Source organism: Mycobacterium hackensackense, assembly GCF_025822555.1.
GTDB lineage: Bacteria > Actinomycetota > Actinomycetes > Mycobacteriales > Mycobacteriaceae > Mycobacterium > Mycobacterium fluoranthenivorans.
Map to the genome: position 1 here is coordinate 983,244 of NZ_JACKUC010000030.1, position 20,208 is coordinate 1,003,451.

At 68.4% G+C, this 20,208-nt stretch carries 21 protein-coding genes; 10 read left to right on the forward strand and 11 right to left on the reverse strand.

Going from position 1 to position 20,208, the window contains the following annotated elements; translation table 11 throughout:
* Window positions 1-21 precede the first annotated feature (21 nt).
* Entirely contained in the window at window positions 22-2,196 is a 2,175-nt protein-coding gene (gene helR, locus H7J86_RS14120; RefSeq protein ID WP_267291654.1) for an RNA polymerase recycling motor ATPase HelR, read from the forward strand.
* Here the strand turns inward: helR and H7J86_RS14125 are convergent.
* Complete coding sequence (locus tag H7J86_RS14125) at window positions 2,170-2,988, reverse strand: cutinase family protein (RefSeq protein ID WP_267291656.1); 819 nt, start codon at window positions 2,986-2,988, stop codon at window positions 2,170-2,172. The two genes, helR and H7J86_RS14125, sit on opposite strands and share 27 nt — an antisense overlap.
* Window positions 2,989-3,073: 85 nt before the next feature.
* Here H7J86_RS14125 and H7J86_RS14130 point away from each other — a divergent pair, with 85 nt between their 5' ends.
* The 3 genes from H7J86_RS14130 (at window position 3,074) to H7J86_RS14140 (ending at window position 7,212) form a co-directional block, all read left to right on the forward strand.
* Window positions 3,074-4,081: a prenyltransferase/squalene oxidase repeat-containing protein gene (locus H7J86_RS14130; protein ID WP_267291658.1), complete on the forward strand. Its 1,008-nt coding sequence runs from the start codon at window positions 3,074-3,076 to the stop codon at window positions 4,079-4,081.
* Between the two features lie 319 nt (window positions 4,082-4,400).
* Entirely contained in the window at window positions 4,401-6,380 is a 1,980-nt protein-coding gene (locus tag H7J86_RS14135) for a universal stress protein (RefSeq protein WP_267291660.1), read from the forward strand.
* A 13-nt stretch (window positions 6,381-6,393) separates the two neighbouring features.
* A complete protein-coding gene (locus H7J86_RS14140; RefSeq protein ID WP_235632920.1) occupies window positions 6,394-7,212 on the forward strand; it encodes a glycoside hydrolase family 16 protein in 819 nt (272 codons plus the stop codon).
* Window positions 7,213-7,243: 31 nt separating this feature from the next.
* On the opposite strand, the gene H7J86_RS14145 is transcribed toward H7J86_RS14140, so the two are convergent.
* Window positions 7,244-8,083 (reverse strand): SDR family oxidoreductase, encoded by an 840-nt coding sequence (locus H7J86_RS14145; protein WP_267291662.1) that lies wholly within the window; start codon window positions 8,081-8,083, stop codon window positions 7,244-7,246.
* Window positions 8,084-8,217: 134 nt separating this feature from the next.
* Between H7J86_RS14145 and H7J86_RS14150 the strand changes: the two genes are divergently transcribed.
* Window positions 8,218-8,961, forward strand: coding sequence for an SDR family oxidoreductase (locus tag H7J86_RS14150; RefSeq protein WP_267291664.1), 744 nt, complete (start codon window positions 8,218-8,220; stop codon window positions 8,959-8,961).
* A gap of 3 nt (window positions 8,962-8,964) precedes the next feature.
* Here H7J86_RS14150 and H7J86_RS14155 read toward each other — a convergent pair whose 3' ends face one another.
* Window positions 8,965-9,819, reverse strand: a complete 855-nt coding sequence (locus tag H7J86_RS14155) for an SDR family NAD(P)-dependent oxidoreductase (RefSeq protein WP_267291666.1) — start codon at window positions 9,817-9,819, stop codon at window positions 8,965-8,967.
* Window positions 9,820-9,875: 56 nt separating this feature from the next.
* Between H7J86_RS14155 and H7J86_RS14160 the strand changes: the two genes are divergently transcribed.
* Window positions 9,876-10,499, forward strand: a complete 624-nt coding sequence (locus H7J86_RS14160; RefSeq protein ID WP_267291668.1) for a TetR/AcrR family transcriptional regulator — start codon at window positions 9,876-9,878, stop codon at window positions 10,497-10,499.
* On the opposite strand, the gene H7J86_RS14165 is transcribed toward H7J86_RS14160, so the two are convergent.
* The 5 genes from H7J86_RS14165 to H7J86_RS14185 all read right to left on the reverse strand — a co-directional run bounded on the left by H7J86_RS14165 (window position 10,444) and on the right by H7J86_RS14185 (window position 13,547).
* Entirely contained in the window at window positions 10,444-11,601 is a 1,158-nt protein-coding gene (locus H7J86_RS14165; protein WP_267291670.1) for an RNA polymerase sigma factor, read from the reverse strand. The two genes, H7J86_RS14160 and H7J86_RS14165, sit on opposite strands and share 56 nt — an antisense overlap.
* Complete coding sequence (locus H7J86_RS14170) at window positions 11,601-12,008, reverse strand: YciI family protein (RefSeq protein ID WP_090359315.1); 408 nt, start codon at window positions 12,006-12,008, stop codon at window positions 11,601-11,603. The genes H7J86_RS14165 and H7J86_RS14170 overlap by 1 nt, the downstream gene beginning before the upstream one ends.
* Before the next feature lie 79 nt (window positions 12,009-12,087).
* The gene (locus tag H7J86_RS14175) at window positions 12,088-12,453 is read right to left on the reverse strand and encodes a VOC family protein (RefSeq protein WP_267291672.1); all 366 of its coding nucleotides are present in this window, start codon (window positions 12,451-12,453) and stop codon (window positions 12,088-12,090) included.
* A gap of 92 nt (window positions 12,454-12,545) precedes the next feature.
* Window positions 12,546-13,376, reverse strand: coding sequence for an LLM class F420-dependent oxidoreductase (locus H7J86_RS14180; RefSeq protein ID WP_267291674.1), 831 nt, complete (start codon window positions 13,374-13,376; stop codon window positions 12,546-12,548).
* Between the two features lie 3 nt (window positions 13,377-13,379).
* Window positions 13,380-13,547, reverse strand: coding sequence for a hypothetical protein (locus H7J86_RS14185; protein WP_090359320.1), 168 nt, complete (start codon window positions 13,545-13,547; stop codon window positions 13,380-13,382).
* A 123-nt stretch (window positions 13,548-13,670) separates the two neighbouring features.
* On the opposite strand from H7J86_RS14185, the gene H7J86_RS14190 reads away from it, so the two are divergent.
* Complete coding sequence (locus tag H7J86_RS14190) at window positions 13,671-14,651, forward strand: amidohydrolase family protein (protein WP_267291676.1); 981 nt, start codon at window positions 13,671-13,673, stop codon at window positions 14,649-14,651.
* A gap of 18 nt (window positions 14,652-14,669) precedes the next feature.
* Here the strand turns inward: H7J86_RS14190 and H7J86_RS14195 are convergent, their stop codons facing one another.
* Genes H7J86_RS14195 through H7J86_RS14205 form a run of 3 tightly spaced genes read right to left on the reverse strand, consistent with a single transcriptional unit; the run spans window position 14,670 to window position 16,854 of the window.
* Window positions 14,670-16,115: a phospholipase D-like domain-containing protein gene (locus H7J86_RS14195; protein WP_267291678.1), complete on the reverse strand. Its 1,446-nt coding sequence runs from the start codon at window positions 16,113-16,115 to the stop codon at window positions 14,670-14,672.
* A gap of 49 nt (window positions 16,116-16,164) precedes the next feature.
* Window positions 16,165-16,659 (reverse strand): GNAT family N-acetyltransferase, encoded by a 495-nt coding sequence (locus tag H7J86_RS14200; RefSeq protein WP_187097619.1) that lies wholly within the window; start codon window positions 16,657-16,659, stop codon window positions 16,165-16,167.
* Between the two features lie 21 nt (window positions 16,660-16,680).
* Complete coding sequence (locus H7J86_RS14205) at window positions 16,681-16,854, reverse strand: hypothetical protein (protein ID WP_187099560.1); 174 nt, start codon at window positions 16,852-16,854, stop codon at window positions 16,681-16,683.
* 337 nt (window positions 16,855-17,191) lie between these two features.
* Between H7J86_RS14205 and H7J86_RS14210 the strand changes: the two genes are divergently transcribed.
* The 3 genes from H7J86_RS14210 (at window position 17,192) to H7J86_RS14220 (ending at window position 20,207) form a co-directional block, all read left to right on the forward strand.
* Window positions 17,192-17,656 (forward strand): hypothetical protein, encoded by a 465-nt coding sequence (locus H7J86_RS14210; protein WP_267291680.1) that lies wholly within the window; start codon window positions 17,192-17,194, stop codon window positions 17,654-17,656.
* A 161-nt stretch (window positions 17,657-17,817) separates the two neighbouring features.
* The gene (locus tag H7J86_RS14215) at window positions 17,818-19,932 is read left to right on the forward strand and encodes an MDR family MFS transporter (protein ID WP_267291682.1); all 2,115 of its coding nucleotides are present in this window, start codon (window positions 17,818-17,820) and stop codon (window positions 19,930-19,932) included.
* A gap of 50 nt (window positions 19,933-19,982) precedes the next feature.
* Window positions 19,983-20,207, forward strand: a complete 225-nt coding sequence (locus H7J86_RS14220; protein WP_090359329.1) for a hypothetical protein — start codon at window positions 19,983-19,985, stop codon at window positions 20,205-20,207.
* Window position 20,208 lies beyond the last annotated feature (1 nt).

The window sequence follows — 20,208 nt, forward strand, 5'->3', positions numbered from 1 at the left end:
TCGGGCGCGTTGGGGGAAACTGTGACTAGCGGAGATTACGACGACGAACTGCGGTCGGAACGGCAGTACGTGGACCGCCTGTATACCCGGCTGGACACCGAGCGCTCGGCGGCCAAACAACGTTACGACGCCGCGCTGCGCGGTGATATCGACGCCCAGGACGGCGCCACGCTGCTGGAACGCGATGTCGGCGTGCGGGCTCTCGCGCGAGAGATGAATCGCCTCGACGTCGCGGACAGCGGGCTGTGCTTCGGGCGGCTGGACTCCGAGTCCGGCGAGCGGATGTACATCGGGCGGCTCGGCCTGTTCGATCCGGAGGACGGCTACGAGCCACTGCTGCAGGACTGGCGCGCCCCGGCATCGCGGGCGTTCTACACGGCGACCGCGGCGAACCCGGAGAGTATGCGGCTGCGGCGCCAATTCCGCACGCTCGGAAGGCGATTGGTCAGCTTCACCGACGAGGTGCTGGGCCGCCCCGATGCCGCCACCGGTGGGGACGCCGCGCTGCTGGCGGCGGTCAACGCCCCGCGCGGTGACGGAATGCGGGACATCGTCGCGACCATCCAGGCCGAACAGGACGAGATCATCCGGCTGGACCATCCCGGAGTGCTGGTGATCGAGGGTGGACCCGGCACCGGAAAGACCGTGGTGGCCCTGCACCGGGTGGCCTATCTGCTCTACACCCGCCGGGAGCAGATCGAGCGGCACGGCGCGCTGGTCGTCGGGCCGAGCCCGGCCTTCCTGGAGCACATCGGCCGGGTGCTGCCCTCCCTCGGCGAGACCGACGTGGTGTTCACGACCACCGGCGACCTGGTGCCCGGTCTTCGAGTCACCGCCGAGGACGCCCCCGCCGTGGCGCGGATCAAGGGCTCGCTGCGCATGCTCGATGTGCTCGCCGCGGCGGTCGCCGACCGCCAACGCCTGCCCGAGGAGCCGCTGACCATCGAGCTCTCGGATGTCACGGTGCGCATCGACGCGGAGACCGCACAGTGGGCCCGGGAAGAGGCGCGCGGCAGCGGCCATCCGCACAATCAGGCCCGCGCGGTCTTCATCGATATCGTCACCTACGTCCTGACCGAGCGGGCCATCGCCCGTATCGGCCGGGGCTGGCTGTCCCGGTCGGACAAGAACGCCTGGGAGCAGATGCGTACCGACCTGCTCGAGGACCTCGCCGAGAACACCGCGTTCCACGCCGCCATCGACGAACTGTGGCCGCTGTTGACTCCGGAATCCGTTCTTTCGCAGCTGTATTCGTCGAAGGAACGGTTGCGTGCCGCGGGTGCCGACGAGGCGCTCTGGCGAGCCGACGGGCAGGCGTGGACGGTGTCGGACGTACCGCTGCTCGATGAACTGGTCGACCTGCTCGGCCGGGACAAGGCCGCCGACCGGGCCGCCGCACGCGAACGCAAGAAGCAGGAGGCCTACGCCAAGGGCGTCCTGGACCTGATGGTCGCCCGCGAAGAACTGATGGACGATGAGGACCGGTTGCTCGCCCAGGACATCCTGGCGGCCGAGGACCTCGCCGACAGGTTCTCCGAACGCGATACCCGCGATCTCGTCGAACGCGCTGCCGCCGACCGGGATTGGACGTACCGGCATGTGGTGGTCGACGAAGCACAGGAACTGTCCGAGATGGACTGGCGGGTGCTCATGCGGCGCTGCCCCGCGCGGTCGTTCACCATCGTCGGCGATCTGGCCCAGCGCCGCTCCGAAGCCGGTGCGCGGTCCTGGGATGCCATGCTGGCACCGTACGTCCCGGGCCGGTGGGTGTACCGCTCGCTGTCGGTGAACTACCGAACACCCGCGGAGATCATGGCCGTCGCGGCAGCCCTGCTCGCGGAGTTCGCACCCGAGGTGACACCGCCGGAATCGGTGCGGGCATCAGGCTTCGCGCCGTGGGCACGACGGGTCGACGCAGAGGAATTACCTTCGGCGATAGCGCAGTTCGTGGCCGAGGAAGACCGCCTGCCCGGCACCTGCGTGGTGATCGGACCGCCCGGCGTGCCGGGTACCGTGCCCGCGTCGCAGACCAAGGGCCTGGAGTACGACGCCGTCCTGGTGGTCGAACCCCAACGGATCCCGGCCGAAGGCGGTACGCGCGGATCAGCCGACCTCTACGTCGCGCTGACCCGTGCCACCCAGCGTCTCGGCGTGCTGCACACGGGTCCGCTACCGGAGGCTCTGCGCGGGCTGTAGCCCGGTGTCGGTTTCGTCGGCCAGCACCAGGTTGTACAGCGGTGCGCCCCAGGCGTGCAGACCGTCGGTGGCCGGCGCGTAGCCGGTGTGGACGGCGATACCGGTGGCGGACATCGCGTCCTGATCGGGGACGGCATCGCAGACCGGGTCGCCCACATCGCAGACGCTGACGGTCCGGGCGCCCATCCGCGCCGGCAGCGTGGAGGTGTCCGTCGACGCCAGGAACGAATGCTCTTGTGCGACACCTTTACCCACCCCCGGCGCCAGCGCCGCCGAGCCCATGTTGATGGTGGTGTCGCCGGGCAGCCGGTCGCCGTCGGCGACCAGCAGGGCGGCCACCACCTGGGGATCGTCGGCGAGATCGTGCAGGTTGCGATGAATCACCATGGCGCCCTGCGAGTATCCCGCCAGGATCACCTTGGTCGTGGGGCACTGCGCGGTGAAGGCCGTCAGCTGATGGGCGGTGGCATCGGTACCCGCGTGCACGCTGTCCATGAAGTTCATCCACCCGCGTAGCCCGCCGTCGGCCGGGACGGGGGCGGCCGGGTACTGCACGGCTTCGGCGGTGAGGGTCCGCCCGCTGGCGGCCAGCGCCGAGCGCATCTGCAGATAGGACTGGTAGACCACATCGCCCATCCCGGCGTTGGCGGCCAGGGCGGCACCATCACGCTGGCCGGAGCCGGCGGCGCCGATCCAGTGGTAGTCCCCGCATCCGGGGGCCGCCGAGGCCGGGCCTGCGGACAGACCGATGAGACCGGGCGCGAGAAACGCCCCCGCAACCACTGCTATCACCCGACGAATCACGAATACATGATCGTCACCAGCGGCTGCAGCGTTACGTGAGGTGCCGCACGCCGCCGTTGGCTACGGTGACCACATGGCATCTGATGCGCTGGTCAGCTGGCTTGCCGATGCCGATCCTGCGCTGCGCTGGCAGGTCGAGCGCGACCTGATGAGGATGCCCGCCGAGGTCTGGCAGGCGACCCGGTCCCGCGTCGCGACCGAGGGCTTCGGCGCACGGCTGCTGGCGGCACAGGACCCGGACGGGCAATGGGCGGGTGGCGCGTTCTTCCCGGCCGATTTCGACACGGGCGAGCGAAGCGACGGGGAGGATGGTACAGCGGAGCGTGAGACCCACGGCCAGCCCTGGACCGCGACGACCTGGTCGCTGAACTCATTGCGCGAATGGGGGCTCGACCCGGCGGTGCTGCGCGGGCGCCGCACGGCTGAGCTGCTCGCCGAGCACTGCCGTTGGGAGTACGACGAGCTGCCGTACTGGGGTGGCGAGGTGGACTGCTGCATCAACGCCTGGACCGTGGCCAACGGGGTGTGGCTCGGTGCCGACGTCGACGGGATCGTCGCCTGGTTCCTCGAGCACCAACTGCCCGACGGCGGGTGGAACTGCGAGTGGGAGGACGGGTCGAGGCGATCGTCGTTCCATTCGACCCTGAACTCGCTCAAGGGACTGCTCGCCTATGAGGTGGCGAAGGGGCCCGACGATGCGGTCCGAGCGGCGCGGTGGGCCGGGCAGGAATACCTGTTGGCGCGGGGCCTGTTCCGCCGCTTGTCGACGGGGCAGCCGGTCGCCGACTGGGTCGACGCGTTCGGCTACCCGTTCCGCTGGCGCTATGACGTGCTGCGCGCCGCCGACTACTTCCGCGAGGCCGGCACACACGACGGTGTGTCACCCGATGCGCGGATGGCCGATGCGGTGGCGCTCATCCGCAATGCTCGCCGCCCGGACGGCACCTGGCTGCAAGCGAGCCCGCTGCCCGGACGGGTGTGGTTCGACGTCGACGTCCCCGCCGGTGAACCCTCGAAGTGGCTGACGTTCTTCGGGACCCGGGTGCTCGACTGGTGGGCCGGCCCCGATTCCCGCAGCTAATTAGTGTCTGTGAACGAAATACGCGGTTTGCTGGGCATCCCTAACTCAACCTGAGTCCGCCCAGGCACGCGAAGACCGATAGCATTGACCTGTCTGCGCGGTTGACGATGCCGTTACCGCGATCGTCCCACCGATGAAAATGATTCTCGGCGTGGGTAATAGAACCGAGCTATCGACCATGGGGCGTTCCCGGGCAACGCCCGGGAACAAATGCCCGCCCGAAGGAGTTGCAGCGACACGTGGCCGACCCGAACCGGATGACCAGCCGGCCGCTTACCGTGCCGAGTTGCCAGCAAATTCACAGTTTCGGGCTGTTCTGATGCGCCAGGGACCTCTGGCCGGACGGTATCCGGCCGTGGCCGCCATGGTCACGCTGGCGCTCATCCCCTATCTCGCGCTGTCGGCGGCACTCGATCCGCTGGTACCGATCATCTCCGCAGATCTGCACATGACCGCCCAGCAGATGAGCCTGTCGGCGGGGCTGGGCAACGCTGCCTATGCCGTGGGCACGGTGCTCGCGGTCCAGTTCGCCCAGCACCTGCCCCAGCGCCGGATGCTGCTCGGCTACGCGGTGCTGCTCGTCGTGGGTTCGGTGCTGGCCGCCTCGGCGCAGAACGCGGGGATGTTCATCGGCGGTCACGTCCTGCAGGGGCTGGCCACCAGCATGCTGCTCATCGCGGCCGCGCCGCCGCTCACCATCGGTTTCCCCCGGGACAAGCTGCGCAACACCGCCGTCATCATGAACATGTGCGTGTTCGGGGCCGTCGCACTCGGCCCGTTCGTCGGTGGTGTGCAGGCCGAATCGCACGCCTGGCGGCCGCTGTTCTGGATCGTCGCCGCGATCGCGTTGACGGCACTCATCCTGGCCGCCCTCACCTTCGACGACGCGCCGCCCGCCGATCCGGACGCGCCGCGCGACCTGTGGGCGATCGCCCTGGCCACCGCCGGCTGCACCGCGGCCTTCGTCGGCGCCGCACAACTGACCACCCACGGTTTCGGCGATATGGCGGTGACGGGCCCCATGCTCGGCGGCCTGGCGCTCATCGTCGCGCTGATCGTCTACCAGTTCCGGGCCCGCCGCCCGCTGCTGACCATCCGCACCATGCTCACCAGTTCCATCCCGGTCGCCGGCGTCGGCGTCGCCTTGTTCGCCGCGGCCGCATCGGTGGCCGCCACCGCGCTGACCGCCAACGTCTTCCTGCTGAGCTTCAGCCCGGTGCAGGTGGGGCTGATCTATCTGCCCGAGCTGGGCGGCGCGGTGGTGATGGCCGTGGTGTTCGGCATCGTGATCTCCCGGCGTGCGATGCACTACCTGCCGCTGGTCGGGATGGCGCTGCTGGCCGCCGGGATCCTGGTGTTCCGGCTGTCGTTACCGGGCAATCAGCCGCTGGCCCTACTCGGCTCGGCGCTGACCGGTCTGGCGCTGGGGGCCACGGTGGCGCCGGCCTTGTTCGTCGCCGGTTTCTCGCTCCAGTCCAACAGCCTGCAGCGGGTGTTCGCCATCATCGAGTTGCTGCGCGCCGTCGCGGCGTTCATGGTGGCGCCGATCTTCGCCCACTTCGCGTCGACCGCCGCGGACGACCTGGTCACCGGCACCGGTATCGCCCTGTGGATCGGGTTCGGGCTGTCGATCGCCGGCGCCGTCTTCGGTGTCGCCGTCTACGCACTGAGCGGAGCCCGCCCGCAGACCCCAGACCTGGACCTGTTCTTGGACGGTGAATCACCGGCCTGGTACTCGCCGCCGCTGCTGGCGCGCCTGCGCGGGCTTCCGGCATCGGTGCCGGAAGCCGAACCGGCGCCAGCCGCGGCACCACCGCCATCCTCCTTCGCCGCCGACTCCCCCGGCCCCGTGGTCATCGCCTACGACGGCACCGAGCGAGCCGCCGCCGCCATCGCCGCAGCCGCGGCGGCGCTGCCACCCGGCCGCCAGGCCCTCGTGCTGTGCATCTGGCAGCCCGTCGACGTCGGATTCACCCCCGCCGACGGCCGCCATCTGGATGCCGACAAAGCCGCTGAGGTGCGGCGATCCGCCGAGCAGACCGCCGCCTATGGCGCAACGCTGGCCGCCGAGGCAGGATTTGCGGTGTGCAGTAAGGCAGTCGAGGCGTCGCCGACCTGGCACGGCATCGTCGCGACGGCCAAGGAACACCACGCAAGCCTGATCGTGCTCGGACCGCACCGTCGCAACGGATTACTGGGCCACCTGCAGGGCAGCGTCGCGGCGGCGGTCGTCGCGCACACCGATATCCCGGTGCTGATCGTCCCGCAGGCCTCGAATCTCGTTGCGGTCGGCGACTGAACGGAGTCCCCAGATGAATCGTCGCGACATGATGTTGCTGACCGGTATCGGCGCGCTGACCGCCGCCATGCCCACACCCGTGGCTCGGGCCGCGCCCGTCGCTCCCCCGCCCGCGGCCCCACCGACTGGCGGCTATCTGTTCGCCGACGAGTTCGACGGGCCGGCCGGCTCGGCCCCCGACGCATCGAAATGGGAAGTGGCGCTGGCCCGCGAGTCGATGGAGGATCCGACGTTCTGGGAGCTGCCCGGCAATGTCGGCCAGTACCGCGACGATCGCCGCAATGTGTTCGTCGACGGCAAGTCCAACCTGGTGTTCCGCGCCGCGAAAGACGGCAACACCTTTTACAGCGGCAAGCTGTTCGGGAAGTGGCGGGGTGGCATCGGGCACAACTGGGAAGCCCGGATCAAGCTGAACTGCCTCACCCCGGGCAGCTGGCCGGCCTGGTACCTGGCCAACAACGACCCCACCATCGGTGGAGAGGTCGACATCATGGAGTGGTACGGCAACGGCAAATGGGCCCCCGGTACCGCGGTGCACGCCAAGCTCAACGGCGGCGAGCACGTCAGCCAGACGATCAGCGTCGACAGTGCCTGGCACACGTGGCGGGTGCAGTGGGATGACGCGGGTATGCGGTTCTGGCGGGACTACACCGACGGTGCCCAGCCGTATTTCAACGTGCCCGCGCATGCGCTACCGGACTGGCAGTTCAATCAGCCTGGCTACCAACTGTTTCCGGTGCTGGATCTGGCGGTGGCCGGGTCCGGCGGTGGCGACCCGGGCGCCGGGACCTATCCGGCCGACATGCTCGTCGATTACGTGCGAGTCTGGTGACGCCGCACGCCTTTTCAGGACAGCGGGGGCTTCAGGCCTGCAAAGCGGCGACCCGGACACGTTCGCGCATGGACGCGACCACGCCGCCGTCGTTGAGGATGTCGGTGCCGGTCAGGTAGCCCGCCCGGTCGCTGGCGCAGAAGGCGAACAGTTCGGCCATCTCCTCGGCCTTGCCCCAGCGGGGCACGGCGAAGTCGGCCACCATGGCGCCGGCCCCCGCGTCCGCTTCCAGCTTCCCCATCTCCGTGTCCACCGACCCCGGGGACACCGAGACGATCCGCAGCCCGCGGGTGTTGAAACGCTCGGCCTGAGATGACGTGTACCACTTCACGAAGCCCTTGCTCACCGCGTAGGACATCCCGGAGCGAGCCTCCTCCGGGGCGATCGCGTACGCCGCCCGCATCGCGTCGGCGAAGGCGGGAGCGTCGGTCAGCGCCAGGGGGAACTGCGCCGCCGGAATGAGTTCCTCGGGCATCAGATAGGCCGCCATCGACGCGACATTGACGATCACCGAGCCCTCGCCCGCGATGGCGAAGAAGGCCTCGTTGACGTTGACGGTGCCCAGGGCGTTGGTCCGCATCACGTAATCGGCGTCGCCCATGCTGGGGCTCACACCCGCAGCGTGGATCACCGAGGCGATCTCACCCAGTCGCGCCGCGGTCTCGAACAACGCCCCCACGGCCGCCCGGTCGGTGACATCGCAGTGCACCGCGGTGGCCGTCACCCCGAGACCGGACAATTCGGCGGTCGCGGCGGTCAGCCGATCTGCCCTGTTGTCGGCCAGCACCACGGTGTGGTCCCGCCCGACGATCTTGGCCGTGGCCCGTCCCATACCGCCCGCGCCACCTGTGATCACCGACACTCCGCTCATAGTTAGACCGTATACGTAATTCGCGTGCACGTGTAGACCTCATCGCGGATTACCACGGGTTTTCAAGGGCTCGGCCGAGTGCCGCCCGGGGGCAGGCTGGTACCAGGTACACACCTCTGACAAGGAGAACAATCATGAGGATCACGGTGTTCGGAGCATCCGGGCTCATCGGCTCGCAGGTCGTCGAACTGCTCACCGCGGCCGGCCATGACGTGGTGGGCGCGTCGTTGCGTACCGGCGCAAACGTGCTGACCGGCGAGGGCCTCGCCGAAGCGTGTCACGGTGCCGACGTCCTCATCGACGTCACCAACTCGCCGTCCTTCGAGGACGAGCCCGTGCTGGCGTTCTTCACCGCCTCGTCGACGCATCTGGTTCAGGCGGCCCGAGCCGCCGGCGTCGGGCATTACGTGGCGCTGTCCATCGTGGGCACCGACGGCCTGCCCGACAGCGGCTACCTGCGGGCGAAGGTGGCTCAGGAGCGGATCATCACCGATTCCGGCCTACCGCACACCATCGTGCGGGCGACGCAATTCCACGAATTCGGCGGCGCGATCACCGATTCCCTGCGTTCCGGTGACGTGATCCACGCTCCGGACGCCCGGATCCAGCCGATCGCGTCGGCCGAGGTCGCCGCCGAGCTTGCCCGGGTGGCCCAACAGCCGCCGGTCAACGGCATCGTCAACATCGGTGGGCCGGAGAAACTCAGCTTCGCCGACCTGGTCCGCGCGGTGCTGGCGCAGCGAGGTGAGGACACCCCGGTGGTCATCGATCCGGCGGCCACGTACTTCGGCACTGTCGTCGACCAGGACAGCCTGGTGACCGGGCCCGCAGCGGTGCTCGCCCAGACCCGGTTCACCGATTGGCTGGCCACCCGATAGTGGTCAGGCCGGGAACTCGACCGGATAAGGCTCGGCGAAATCCGCCGAGCGCCCCACGGCGGCCCATTTGCGATCCTCGGCGAGGAGCAATTCGTCCTGGCGGATCGAGCCCTCCACGGCGTTCACCCCCAGCGGCAGGTGATACGGAAGGTCGTCCCGGCGTGTCAGCCGGACCAGGATCTCGGCGGCGCGCACCGGGTCACCCGCGGTGACCGCAGCCGTTCTCCGCACGGTGTTCATGGCGCCCACCGTGCTCGCGTACCGCTCGGGGATGTCGGCCACCTCCATCGAGGCACCGGCCCAATCGGTCGCGAACCCGCTCGGTTCGACGACGAGCAACTTGATACCGAACGGGGCCGTCTCCGTCTGCAGCACCCGCGAGAATCCGTCGATCGCGAATTTCGCGGCCTGATACGACGCGATACCCGCCGATCCGCCGACCCGGCCGCCCATCGACGAGAACTGGATGATCAGCCCGCCGCCCTGGGCGCGCAGCACGGGGATGGCAGCCTTCGACACGTGCACGACACCCCAGAAGTTCGTCTCGAACTGGGCGCGGAAGTCGGCGTCGTCGCCGGTCTCGATGGGTGCCACGTTGGCGTAGCCGGCGTTGTTGACCACGACGTCGAGGCGGCCGAACCGTTCGCGCGCGGACGCGATCGCCGCGCGAGCCGCGTCCGGGTCGGTGACATCCAGCGGCAGCGCGGCAATCCGATCGCCGTAGCCGCTTACCAGGTCGTCGAGTTGTTCGGGTCGGCGTGCGGTGGCGGCGACACGGTCACCGGCCGCCAGTGCGGCACGCACCAGTTCGCGACCGAACCCGCGGGAGGAACCCGTGATGAACCAGACCTTGCTCATGCCTTCTCTCCCGTCCCTCTCACAAGTGAGAGCTTGACTATCACATAGTCTGGAACATGTCGGCGCGGGATCTATTCCCGTATGACCAGACCAGGGAGGTGCACGTGCGCCGGGATGCCACCAGCAACCGCGAGAAGCTCGTCACGGCGGCCGAGCAGGTATTCGCCGAACACGGCCCGGACGCCACGCTCGACGACATCGCCACCGCCGCCGGTGTGGGCCCGGCGACGCTCTACCGCCGGTTCGCCAATAAGGAAGCCCTGGTACGGGAGGTGCTCGCGGGATTCTTTCAGCGGCTCATCGATGTCGCGGGCGTCGCCGAGCAGGCACCCGCCGACGAGGGTGTGGAATTGTTCCTGCGGACCGTCGGTGTGGAGCTGGCCGAGAAGTCGGGACTGTCGGCGCCGGTGTGGGGCGACCTGGCACCGCGCGCGCTGGTGGACGAGCTGCGTCGGCGCGCCACCGGCCTGCTCACCCGCGCCCAACAAGCCGGAGCCGTGCGCGCCGACCTCACCCCCGACGACATCACCATCGCCGTGTGGGCGCTGCGCGGGGTGATCCAGTCCGAGCGCATCGACCCGGCCCACCGTGGTCGGCACCGCTGGGAACGCCACCTGGACACGATCATGCGGGGTTTCCGTCCCCCAGCCGCTGCCGCAGGGTCGCCGCGCGGATCGTGAGATGGTGGCGTTCGGCGAGGTTGTCCGCCTCGGCCGCCGCGCGCGCGTAAAGATCTGCCGCCGTGGCGGTTTCGCCCGCCCGCTCGTGCAGGTGCGCCGCCGCGGCGGTGTAACGGGGCAGCGCGGGATCCAGCTCGACCAGGGCGGCCAGCCCGGCGTGCGGCCCGTCGGCCTCCCCCACCGCCACCGCGCGGTTGAGTCGCACCACCGGGCTGTCGGTGAGCCGGACCAGTTCGTCGTACCACTCGACAATCTGCACCCAGTCGGTCTCACCGACGGTCTGCGCGTCGGCGTGCAGGGCCGCGATGGCAGCCTGAGCCTGGTACTCCCCCAATCGGTCCCGGGCCAGGGCCGCCTGCAGGATGTCGACGCCCTCGGCGATCAGGTCGCGCCGCCACAGCGCACGGTCCTGCTCCGCCAGCGGGACGAGGGCCCCGTCGGGCCTCGTGCGGGCCGGCCGTCGCGCGTGGTGCAGCAGGAACAGCGCCAGTAGTCCGGCCGCCTCCTCGTCGGGCGTGGCGGCGGCCAGCTGCCGGGCCAGCCGGATGGCCTCCTCGGCGAGATCCAGCTCGCCGCTGTACCCCTCGTTGAAGACCAGGTAGAGCACCTTGAGCACCGTGTGCAGATCGCCGCGCCGGACCAGGCCGGTGGCGCCGACGGTGCGCTTGGCCCGGCTGATCCGCTGTGCCATGGTCGATTCCGGAACCAGGTAGGCCGCCGCGATCTGACGAGTGGTCAGCCCGCCCACCGCGCGCAGCGTCAGCGCGACGGCGGAGGCCGGAGTCAGGTCCGGATGGGCACACAGGAAGTACAGGTCCAGCGTGTCGTCCACCGCGACGGCCGGACCGGACGAAGGCTGTTCTGCGACAAGAACTTCGCGATGCTGTCGGGCCGCGTCGGAACGCGCCAGGTCGAGGAAGCGGCGCCACGCCGTGGTGATCAGCCAGCCCTTGGGATCGTCCGGCGGGCGGTCCTGCCACGTCTGCAGCGCCCGGATCAGCGCCTCCTGGACCGCATCCTCGGCAGACGCGAAATCCGCACCCCGGTGGACCAGCGCCGCCAGCACACCGGGGATCAGATCGCGCAACCGCGCCTCGTCCACTAGTCAGCGACGCACGGCGTGTGATTGAGCAACGGCCGAAGTTCCAGCCATTCGTGAATCGCCGCACCACCCGCGCCGGGTGCGGCCGACAATTCCGCGGCCAGCTCGACTGCCCGCTCGTAGCTGTCGACGTCGATCATCATCCAGCCGGCGATGAGATCCTTGGTCTCGGCGAACGGGCCATCGGTGACCGGCGGTTTCCCCTCACCGCCGGAGCGCACCCAGGTCCCTCCCGGGGCCAACGCCTGACTGTCGACGTATTCGCCGGTGCCCTGTAGCCGCCCGGCGAATTCGTTCATGTACGCGATGTGCGCCTCGACCTCGGCGGGCGTCCACTGGTCCATCGGCACGTTGTTGACCGACGCCGGCGCCCCCCGGTAGTGCTTCAGCAGTAGGTACTTGGCCATGACATTCTCCCTCCGGTTGGCGACCCTAGCGGTCGCCTCACCATGGAGACGGAGCTGCCGCGCGTTTCACGACATCACCTCACGGCCGGAACAGCACCGTGATGCAGAACGGGTGGCCCGCCGGGTCGATCAGTACCCGCCATTTCTCCGGGTTGGGCTGGATCTCGGCCTTGGTGGCCCCCAACGCCAGGATTCGGGTCTCCTCCACGTCGAGGTTGGCGACCGCCAGGTCCAGGTGCAGCTGCTTGGGCACCTGCCCGCCGGGCCAGGTCGGCGGGCGATGGTCCTCGACACGCTCGAAGCTCAACAGGAACCCCGCCCCCTCCAGCGCGACGACGTCCGCGGTGGACAGCACCACTTTGAGCCCCAGCACCTCCCGATAGAAATCACCGAGTGCCGCCGGGTCCGGGCAATCCACCGCCACCGCGCCCAACCGAATGCTCACGACCGTCCCCCGTCAGTACGTCAGACCGGACACACGAGTGGCGCGCCCGATTACCTGACAACAACCTGACAGTAATTGCTCTTCCGGGACTGCTAACCGCGGTACTGCGCCACCTTGTCGGCGTAGTCGTCGAGGAGGCGCAGCGCCTCATCGCGCGGCAGGCTCGGCAGCAACAGGTTCAGTTGCCCGAAGCCGAGGCGCTCCAAGGCGGACCAGTACCCGGGGTCGAGCGGGATGCCGAACGAGCTCAGCGGCACATCGTGACCGGCGCCGTCGCGCAGCTGTTCGATGCGTCGGGTCAGTCGCTCCACGGGGAGCGGATTGGAGATCCAGCCCGCACCGTGCCGGATCACCCGCTTGACGGTGGCATCCGAATCGCCACCGATGAGGATCGGCGGGTGCGGCGTCTGTACCGGCTTGGGCCGCAGATAGGACGCATCGAAGTCCACGTATTTACCGTGGTATTCGGCGGGCTCGGTGGTCCACAGCGCCTTGATGGCTTCGATCCGCTCGTCTAGCAGCGCGCCGCGGGTCTTCGGGTCGGTGCCGTGATGACGCAGCTCCTCCAGATTCCACCCGGCGCCGACGCCGAAGACGAAGCGGCCGTTGGAGATCAGGTCGATGCTGGCGGCTTCTTTCGCGGTGATGATCGGGTCGCGCTGGATGAGCAGCGCAATACCGGTGATCAGCTGGATGCGGGAGGTGACAGCCGCGGCCCCCGCGAGCGTGACGAACGGGTCCAGGGTCCGGTAGTAGATATTCGGCAGCTCGCCGCCCAACGGGTACGCCGATTCCCGGCTGGCCGGGATATGCGTGTGTTCGGCGATGGCCAGCGCGTCGAAATCCCGTTCCTCGATGGCCTGGGCCAGCGTGACGGTGTCGATGGTGTCATCGGTCACGAAGGTCGAGATTCCGAACTTCATCGATCAGCGACCGTTGCCGAAGGTCGCTGTCACCTGACCGGTGGTGGCACGCTGCTGGTTGTCGTGCACCCACTCGTGATGGGCGATATCGGCCTGCGCGGGCGCAGCCAGTCCGACGACGGCGGCGGCGAACGCGGTGGCGATGACTCCGGCGAATCCAAACTTCTTCATTTCCAATCCCTTTCGTGGGAGGCTCGGGTTGCTTCTGGCCTAGGTAACGCCCGGCCCGGCCCGGTAATTCCGATGGCAGAAATTGACCGCCGAGTGGCAGTCGCCCTACGTATCCTCAGCGGCATGCACCTGATCGCGCTGGAAGAGCATTTCGCCTGGGATCCCGTCAGCGACGGCAACGCGGTGGCGGGCTGGTTGCGCACACACAATCAGCTCGGCTACGACCGGCTCTATGATCGCGGGCCGTTACGGCTTGAGCAGATGGACGCCGCCGGCATCGACTTCCAGATCCTGTCTCTGTTCGATCCCGGCGTACAGGAATACACCGACCCCGCGCTGGCGGTGGACTACGCGCGCCGGGCCAACGACGAGGTGGCCGAGACGGTACGGCAGTACCCCGATCGATTCGGCGCCTTCGCGACGCTGGCCACCCAGAATCCGGATGCCGCAGCCCTCGAGTTGCGCCGCGCAGTCACCGACCTCGGCTTCGCCGGTGCACTGATCAACGGTCACACCCATGGGCGGTATCTCGACGATCCCGCGTATGAGCCGCTGTTCGACGCTGCCGAGAGCTTGGGTGTGCCCATCTACCTGCACCCGACCACACCACACCCGGCGGTTATGGCGGCCTGGTTCGCCCCGTACACCGATCAGGGTCTGCACCTCGCATCCTGGGGTTTCGCGGTCGAAGCCGGTACGCATGCACTCCGGCTGATCTATTCCGGACTGTTCGACCGGCATCCGAAACTCCAGATGATCCTGGGCCACCTCGGAGAGATGTTGCCGTTCACCGCCTTTCGTACCGACCGCTACTACGGACTGGGCGGATCAGGCGGCGATCTGGCCAAACTCCCGTCGCAGTATCTGCGGGACAACTTCTACGTCACCACGAGCGGAAACTTCTCCCCGCCGGCCATGGCCTGCACACTGTCGGTGCTCGGCGCCGATCGGGTGATGTTCTCGGTGGACTATCCGATGGATGACAACGTCGCCGGCGCCGAATTCCTGGCCTCGTATCCGATGAGTGAGGCCGACCGCCGCAAAGTCGGCTACCAGAACGCGCTGCGACTGTTCGGCGACCGGATACCGGATCCGTCCCGGTGATGCGGGGCCACCGGCCGTTCACCTGCGCGAGTTGCCCAGCCTGGTGAGGAGTCGCCGCAGGCTGGTGGCCAGTGAGCTGGGCACGTGGTCGGGATCCATCAGCTCGTTCTCCGCGAGCGGACTGCCTTCGCCGGCAACCGTATCCGCGGCGAACCGGCGCAGCGTCCTGCCCTCGCCGATCAGTGCCTCGGTGGCCTGCAGGAAGGTCGCGCCGTCCTGCAGTGCTGCTTCGAAGTCGCCGGCGGCGACACCCAGATGTTCGCTGATCAGCCGGTTCCGGAAAGCGGTAACCGTCTGCCGGAGGGTGTCATCTGCCGGGCCCGACTCGATGGCCACATCGCACTCGCTGTCGAAGCCCATCGACCGGTTGTTCAGGTTGGACGAGCCGATGCGCAGCAACCTGTCATCGATGACCAGGATCTTGGAATGGACATAGATCGGCGCGCCGGCTTCGGTCACCGGCCAGTAGACGCCCAGCCGGTGCTGGTTGTCGGCAGCCCAGAGCTCTTCGAGCAGCAGCTTGCGTGCGCTGTCCATCGATTCCTGCTCCAACCGGCTCTCGGACCGGCGGGGCAGCACGATGACGATCTCCGGCCCGTCCGGGTCCCGTAGCCGCTCGGCGAGCGCTTCGGCGAGACGCCGGGAGGCCAGGTATTGATTCTCCAGATAGACGGTCCGCCGGGCGGCCGCGATGGCTGCCAGGTTCAGCGCCTCCACCTCGCGTACCTCGTCGCGGCCCGGGAGGTCAGGGATGGTCCGCGCGATACCCACCCCGACATCGGTCGCGTCGGGTTCCAGACCGCGCGGCCACGCCTGGTTCGTCACCTCCAGCCGGTCCAAGGACTGACCGGTGGCCGCCTCCCATCGGTCCCGGGCCAGATCACCCAGCCCGCTCGCGGCCGCACCGTCGATCGCCGCGGCGATCTCGTGCCGAGGGCCGTAGTCCCGGCGGAACACGCTGTCGTCCAAGTGTTCTGAGGTATCCCAGCGTCCCAGCGTGAGGTCGATACCGCCACAGAAGGCCAGCACGTCGTCGATGACCACGATCTTCTGATGGTGGACCGCACCCGTGGGATGCCGGCCGTCCACCGCGAATCGGATTCGCCTGCCGCTGAGCCGATTCAGCACCGTCACCGGCGTCAGCCCGTACCAGAGATCGTCGAACACCGGGAGCAGCCGCAGATTGGACTTCAGGACGTGGATCTCCAGGCCGGGCCGCTTCCACAGCAGCCAGTACAGCAGTGCCCCCAACTGATTGGGCCCGGGCAGCGTGGTCTGGCCCTGCTCCATGGTGGTCCGGCCGTCGAAATCCCAGCCGATCAGCATGATCCGATGGCGGGCACGCAGCATCGCGGCCTTGACGTGCCGTAAGTAGTCCGCACCGTCGACGATGAAGGCGACCTTGTCGGCGTGTTCCACCCGCCAGCACGTCCGGCCCGGCTCAAGCACGAAATCGCCAGACACAGCCGCTGTCTACCACACCGGCGCAGGCGACGCTGGTCTGTGACGTCGCCTACCCGGCTGCGCCGAGCTGCTTCTCGAAAGCGTGCACACCGATCTGCTCTGCGGGTAACGCCCGGTCGTACAGCGCGGTGTATCCGGTCGACAGATACAACGCCACCGCCTCGGGCTGGCGGGGACCGGTGGTCAGGTACACCCGCCGATAGCCGCGTTCACGCGCAATGCGCTCCAGCTCGGCCACCACGAGCTTGCCGTAACCGCGACCACGGTGCTCCGACGATGTCCAGATCCGTTTCAGCTCGGCCGTCGATGCGTCCAGGCGGCGAAAAGCGCCCCCGGCCACCGGTATTCCACCGGACAGTCCCACCACGAGCACCCCGCCCGGCGGGGCGAACTGCTCGGCGGGATAGCTGCGCATATCGGCGTATTCCGTACCGCTCAGATCGCCGTAGCGCGCCTGGTACTCCCGGCCGAGTTCCGCCAGCAGCGGCGCCGCCAGCGGATCGTCCTGCCGTACCTCCACGAACTCGACCGGCCCCACACACATCCACGACACGCTACAAGCCGGTCACCGGCCGTTGCCGAAGGTCGACGTCACCTGGCCGGTGCTCGCGTGCTGCTGGATTTCGTGCACCCAGTCGTGGTGGGTGATATCGGCCTGAGCCGGCGCGGCCAACCCGACCAGGGCGGCGGCGAATCCGGTGGCGATGATGCTGGCAAATCCGAACTTCTTCATTTTCATCAGTCCTTCGTTATGGAGTCGATTTACCGGTTCGGGGTTCTCCTGGCCGGTCTGACTTCCACAACACGCAGGTCAGTGCCATTAATTCCGCTGGCAGAAATTGGCGCACGGTTGGCAGAATGTGGCGCCGGGATGCCGCCACCGGTCATCCGTCGAGTGCGCGCCGGCTAAACACCGTGCAGATTCACGGAGGTACCGGACGTGCGCGCTGCGCTTCGCGGGAATTATCCGAACCGTTATCGACGTTTACCCCAATTGTCACACGGGTATCTCTGGTAACAGCGCCGGGGCGCCGGCGCAACCCGTCCACAGAGAAAGAGCCGAATGGGTCATCACCATGAACACCGTCCTCTACTTCAGCGCCACCGGCGCCGTCTATGAAACCCGCGCCTACACCCAGGCCGATATCACCCAGCTCATCCACGATCAAGGGCTGCAGTGCCTGACCAGCGCTGACCGGCAGTTCGACTTCTGGTTCAGCCCGACATCGCGGCGGTGCCAGCGCCGCGTCAATCGCCGGGCCTCCGAATTACTCTTGGCGACCACATCTTTCACCGCGAAGACGGTCCCGCTGCTGCGTGGCAGCATCGTCGTGGCGACCCATGACGCCGACGGCGACCTGGACGGTCTCAGCTGGGAGCAGCTGGATCTGCTGGCCCGCCAGAACCGCACCGTGACCCCCAGGGACGAGCGGGTTCTCAACCGGTGGATCATGCGCGACCAGCGCCGTCAGCGCCGCGCCACCCAAGCCGCCCCGGTCTTCCACACCCCCGCACCGCGGAGCGCGAGCCCGGTCAGATGACCTGCCTACCACCGAGCGGGAACTCATCCACTGCGCTCAGCTGACTCATAGCGCGTTCCCATCCCACTGAGATGTGATGGCCCCTGCGACGCACGTGTCATCACCGGCCGACACGGGTATGTCGACCACGGTCACCACCAGTGCACAGGAGGAACGCAGCGATGTCCGTGAGCACATCACCACGGGCCGCCGACCCGGTACCGCCCGTCGACCCCGCGAACCACCGCCAGCGCAATCTCACCTTTCTGGCGGTGGTGCTCGGCATGCTGCTGGCCGCCCTGGACCAGACCATCGTCGCGACGGCGCTGCCGACCGTCGTGGCGGATCTCGGTGGCGCCGGCCATCAGGCCTGGGTGGTCACCAGCTATCTGCTCGCGTCGACGATCGTGACCGCGGTGGTCGGCAAGCTCGGCGACATCTTCGGCCGCAAGAAGGTGTTCCAACTGGCGGTCCTGCTGTTCCTGGCGGGTTCGATCCTGTGCGGCCTGGCTCAGTCGATGGAGATGCTGGTCGCGTCACGGGCTCTGCAGGGACTCGGGGGTGGCGCCATTACCGTGACGGCGGTCGCGGTGATCGGCGAGGTGATCCCGCTCCGGGAACGCGGCCGCTACCAGGGGGCGCTCGGCGCGGTCTTCGGTGTCACCACCGTCATCGGCCCGTTGCTCGGCGGACTGTTCACCGACCACCTCACCTGGCGATGGGCGTTCTGGGTGAATGTGCCGGTGGCCGTCGTGGTGATCGCGATCGCGGCCGTGGCCATCCCGGAGTTGCACCGCACCGCGCGGCCGGTCCTCGACTATGCGGGCATCGTGCTCATCGGCCTCGGTGCCGCCGGGCTGACGCTGGCCACCAGCTGGGGCGGCACCACCTACGCCTGGGGCTCGCCGATCATCCTTGCGCTCTTCGTCGGGTCCGCGGCGGCACTCATCGCTTTCGTCGCCGCCGAGCGGCGCGCCGTCGAACCGATCCTGCCCATCCGGTTGTTCGCCAACCCCGTCTTCACCGTGTGTTGTGTGCTGTCGTTCGTGGTGGGCTTCGCGATGCTCGGCGCGCTGACCTTCCTGCCGACCTATATGCAGTTCGTCGACGGCGTCTCGGCCACCGCCTCCGGGTTACGCACCCTGCCCATGGTTGCGGGACTGCTGGTGACATCCCTGGGCAGCGGTGTGATCGTCGGTCGTACCGGGCGTTACAAGATCTTCCCCATCGCGGGCACCGCCATCATGGCGCTCGGCTTCGTGCTGCTCTCCCAGATGGATGCCGGCACCTCCACCCTGGTTCAGTCGCTGTACCTGCTGGTGCTGGGTACCGGGATCGGCCTGAGCATGCAGGTGCTGGTCCTGGTCGTGCAGAACACCGTCGACTTCACCGACCTCGGCGTGGCGACCTCCGGGGTCACGTTCTTCCGCACGATCGGCAGCTCATTCGGGGCCGCGATCTTCGGATCGATGTTCTCGAACTTCCTCGACGACCGCCTTCCCGCGGCGATGGCCCGAAGCGGCGCCCCGGCCCAGGCGGCCACCTCCCCGCAGGTTTTGCACCAGCTGTCCCACGAGGTGGCCGCCCCCATCATCGACGCCTACGCCGACTCGCTCAGCCGGGTGTTCCTGTTCGCGGCACCGGTCGCCGTCATCGGTTTCATCCTGGCGTGGTTCCTCAAGCAGGTTCCGCTGCGCGACACCGCCGCGAGCGGCAGCACCGATATGGGCGAGGGCTTCGGCATGCCGACCATCGAATCTCCGGAGAAGCTGCTCGAAGTCGCGATCGGGCGGCTGCTGCAACGCAGCCACGGCGTCGACCTGGAGGCGCTCGCACGTTCCCCGCGCAGCCGGGTCGATACCGCGGCCCTGTGGGCGCTGATGCAGATCTACCGGCACGCGTCGGTCACCGGGACCGCGGATATCGTCGACATCGCCGAGGAGCGCCGGGTGCCGCGCCAGATCCTGGAGCCCACCTTCGACCGGCTGGTCGCCACCCGGTACGCGACGCGGGTCGCCGACCAGTTCTCGCTGACACCCGCCGGCGCCGCCGAGATCAACAAGGCCCGCGACCTCATCTCCAGCTGGATCACCGAATCACTGTCGCAGTCAGAGGATTTCAGCGCCGGTCTCGGCGGCCGGGCGGATCGCATGCAGGTGCAGGGTGCTCTCGACCGTATCGCGCGCGGCGTGCTGCTGGAACGGATCGCGGAGCGCGAGGAACCCCGGCCGCTGAAACTGGGGGCTCCGGCAGGTGAGCCGCCGACTCAGCCGTTCCGGTTCAATCGATCGCCCTAGGAGAACACCCCGCGGTTTTCCGCGCCGCCGGAGTGGGTACATGGATCGCCATGAGCACACCAGTCACCCCGCCGGGACGCGATGATGCACCCGCCACCATCGGGCTCCTCCTGAACTTTGCGGCATTGATCGCGATCACCGGGTCGCTCGCGCTTGCGCTCGGCGGACACACCGCCGTGGCGGTGTTGCTCGCCGTCGTCGCTGCCACCGGATTCGTCGCCAGCCTGGTCCTCTTCGCGTTCGACAGCCGCCGCGCCGAGCAACCGGCCGACTGAC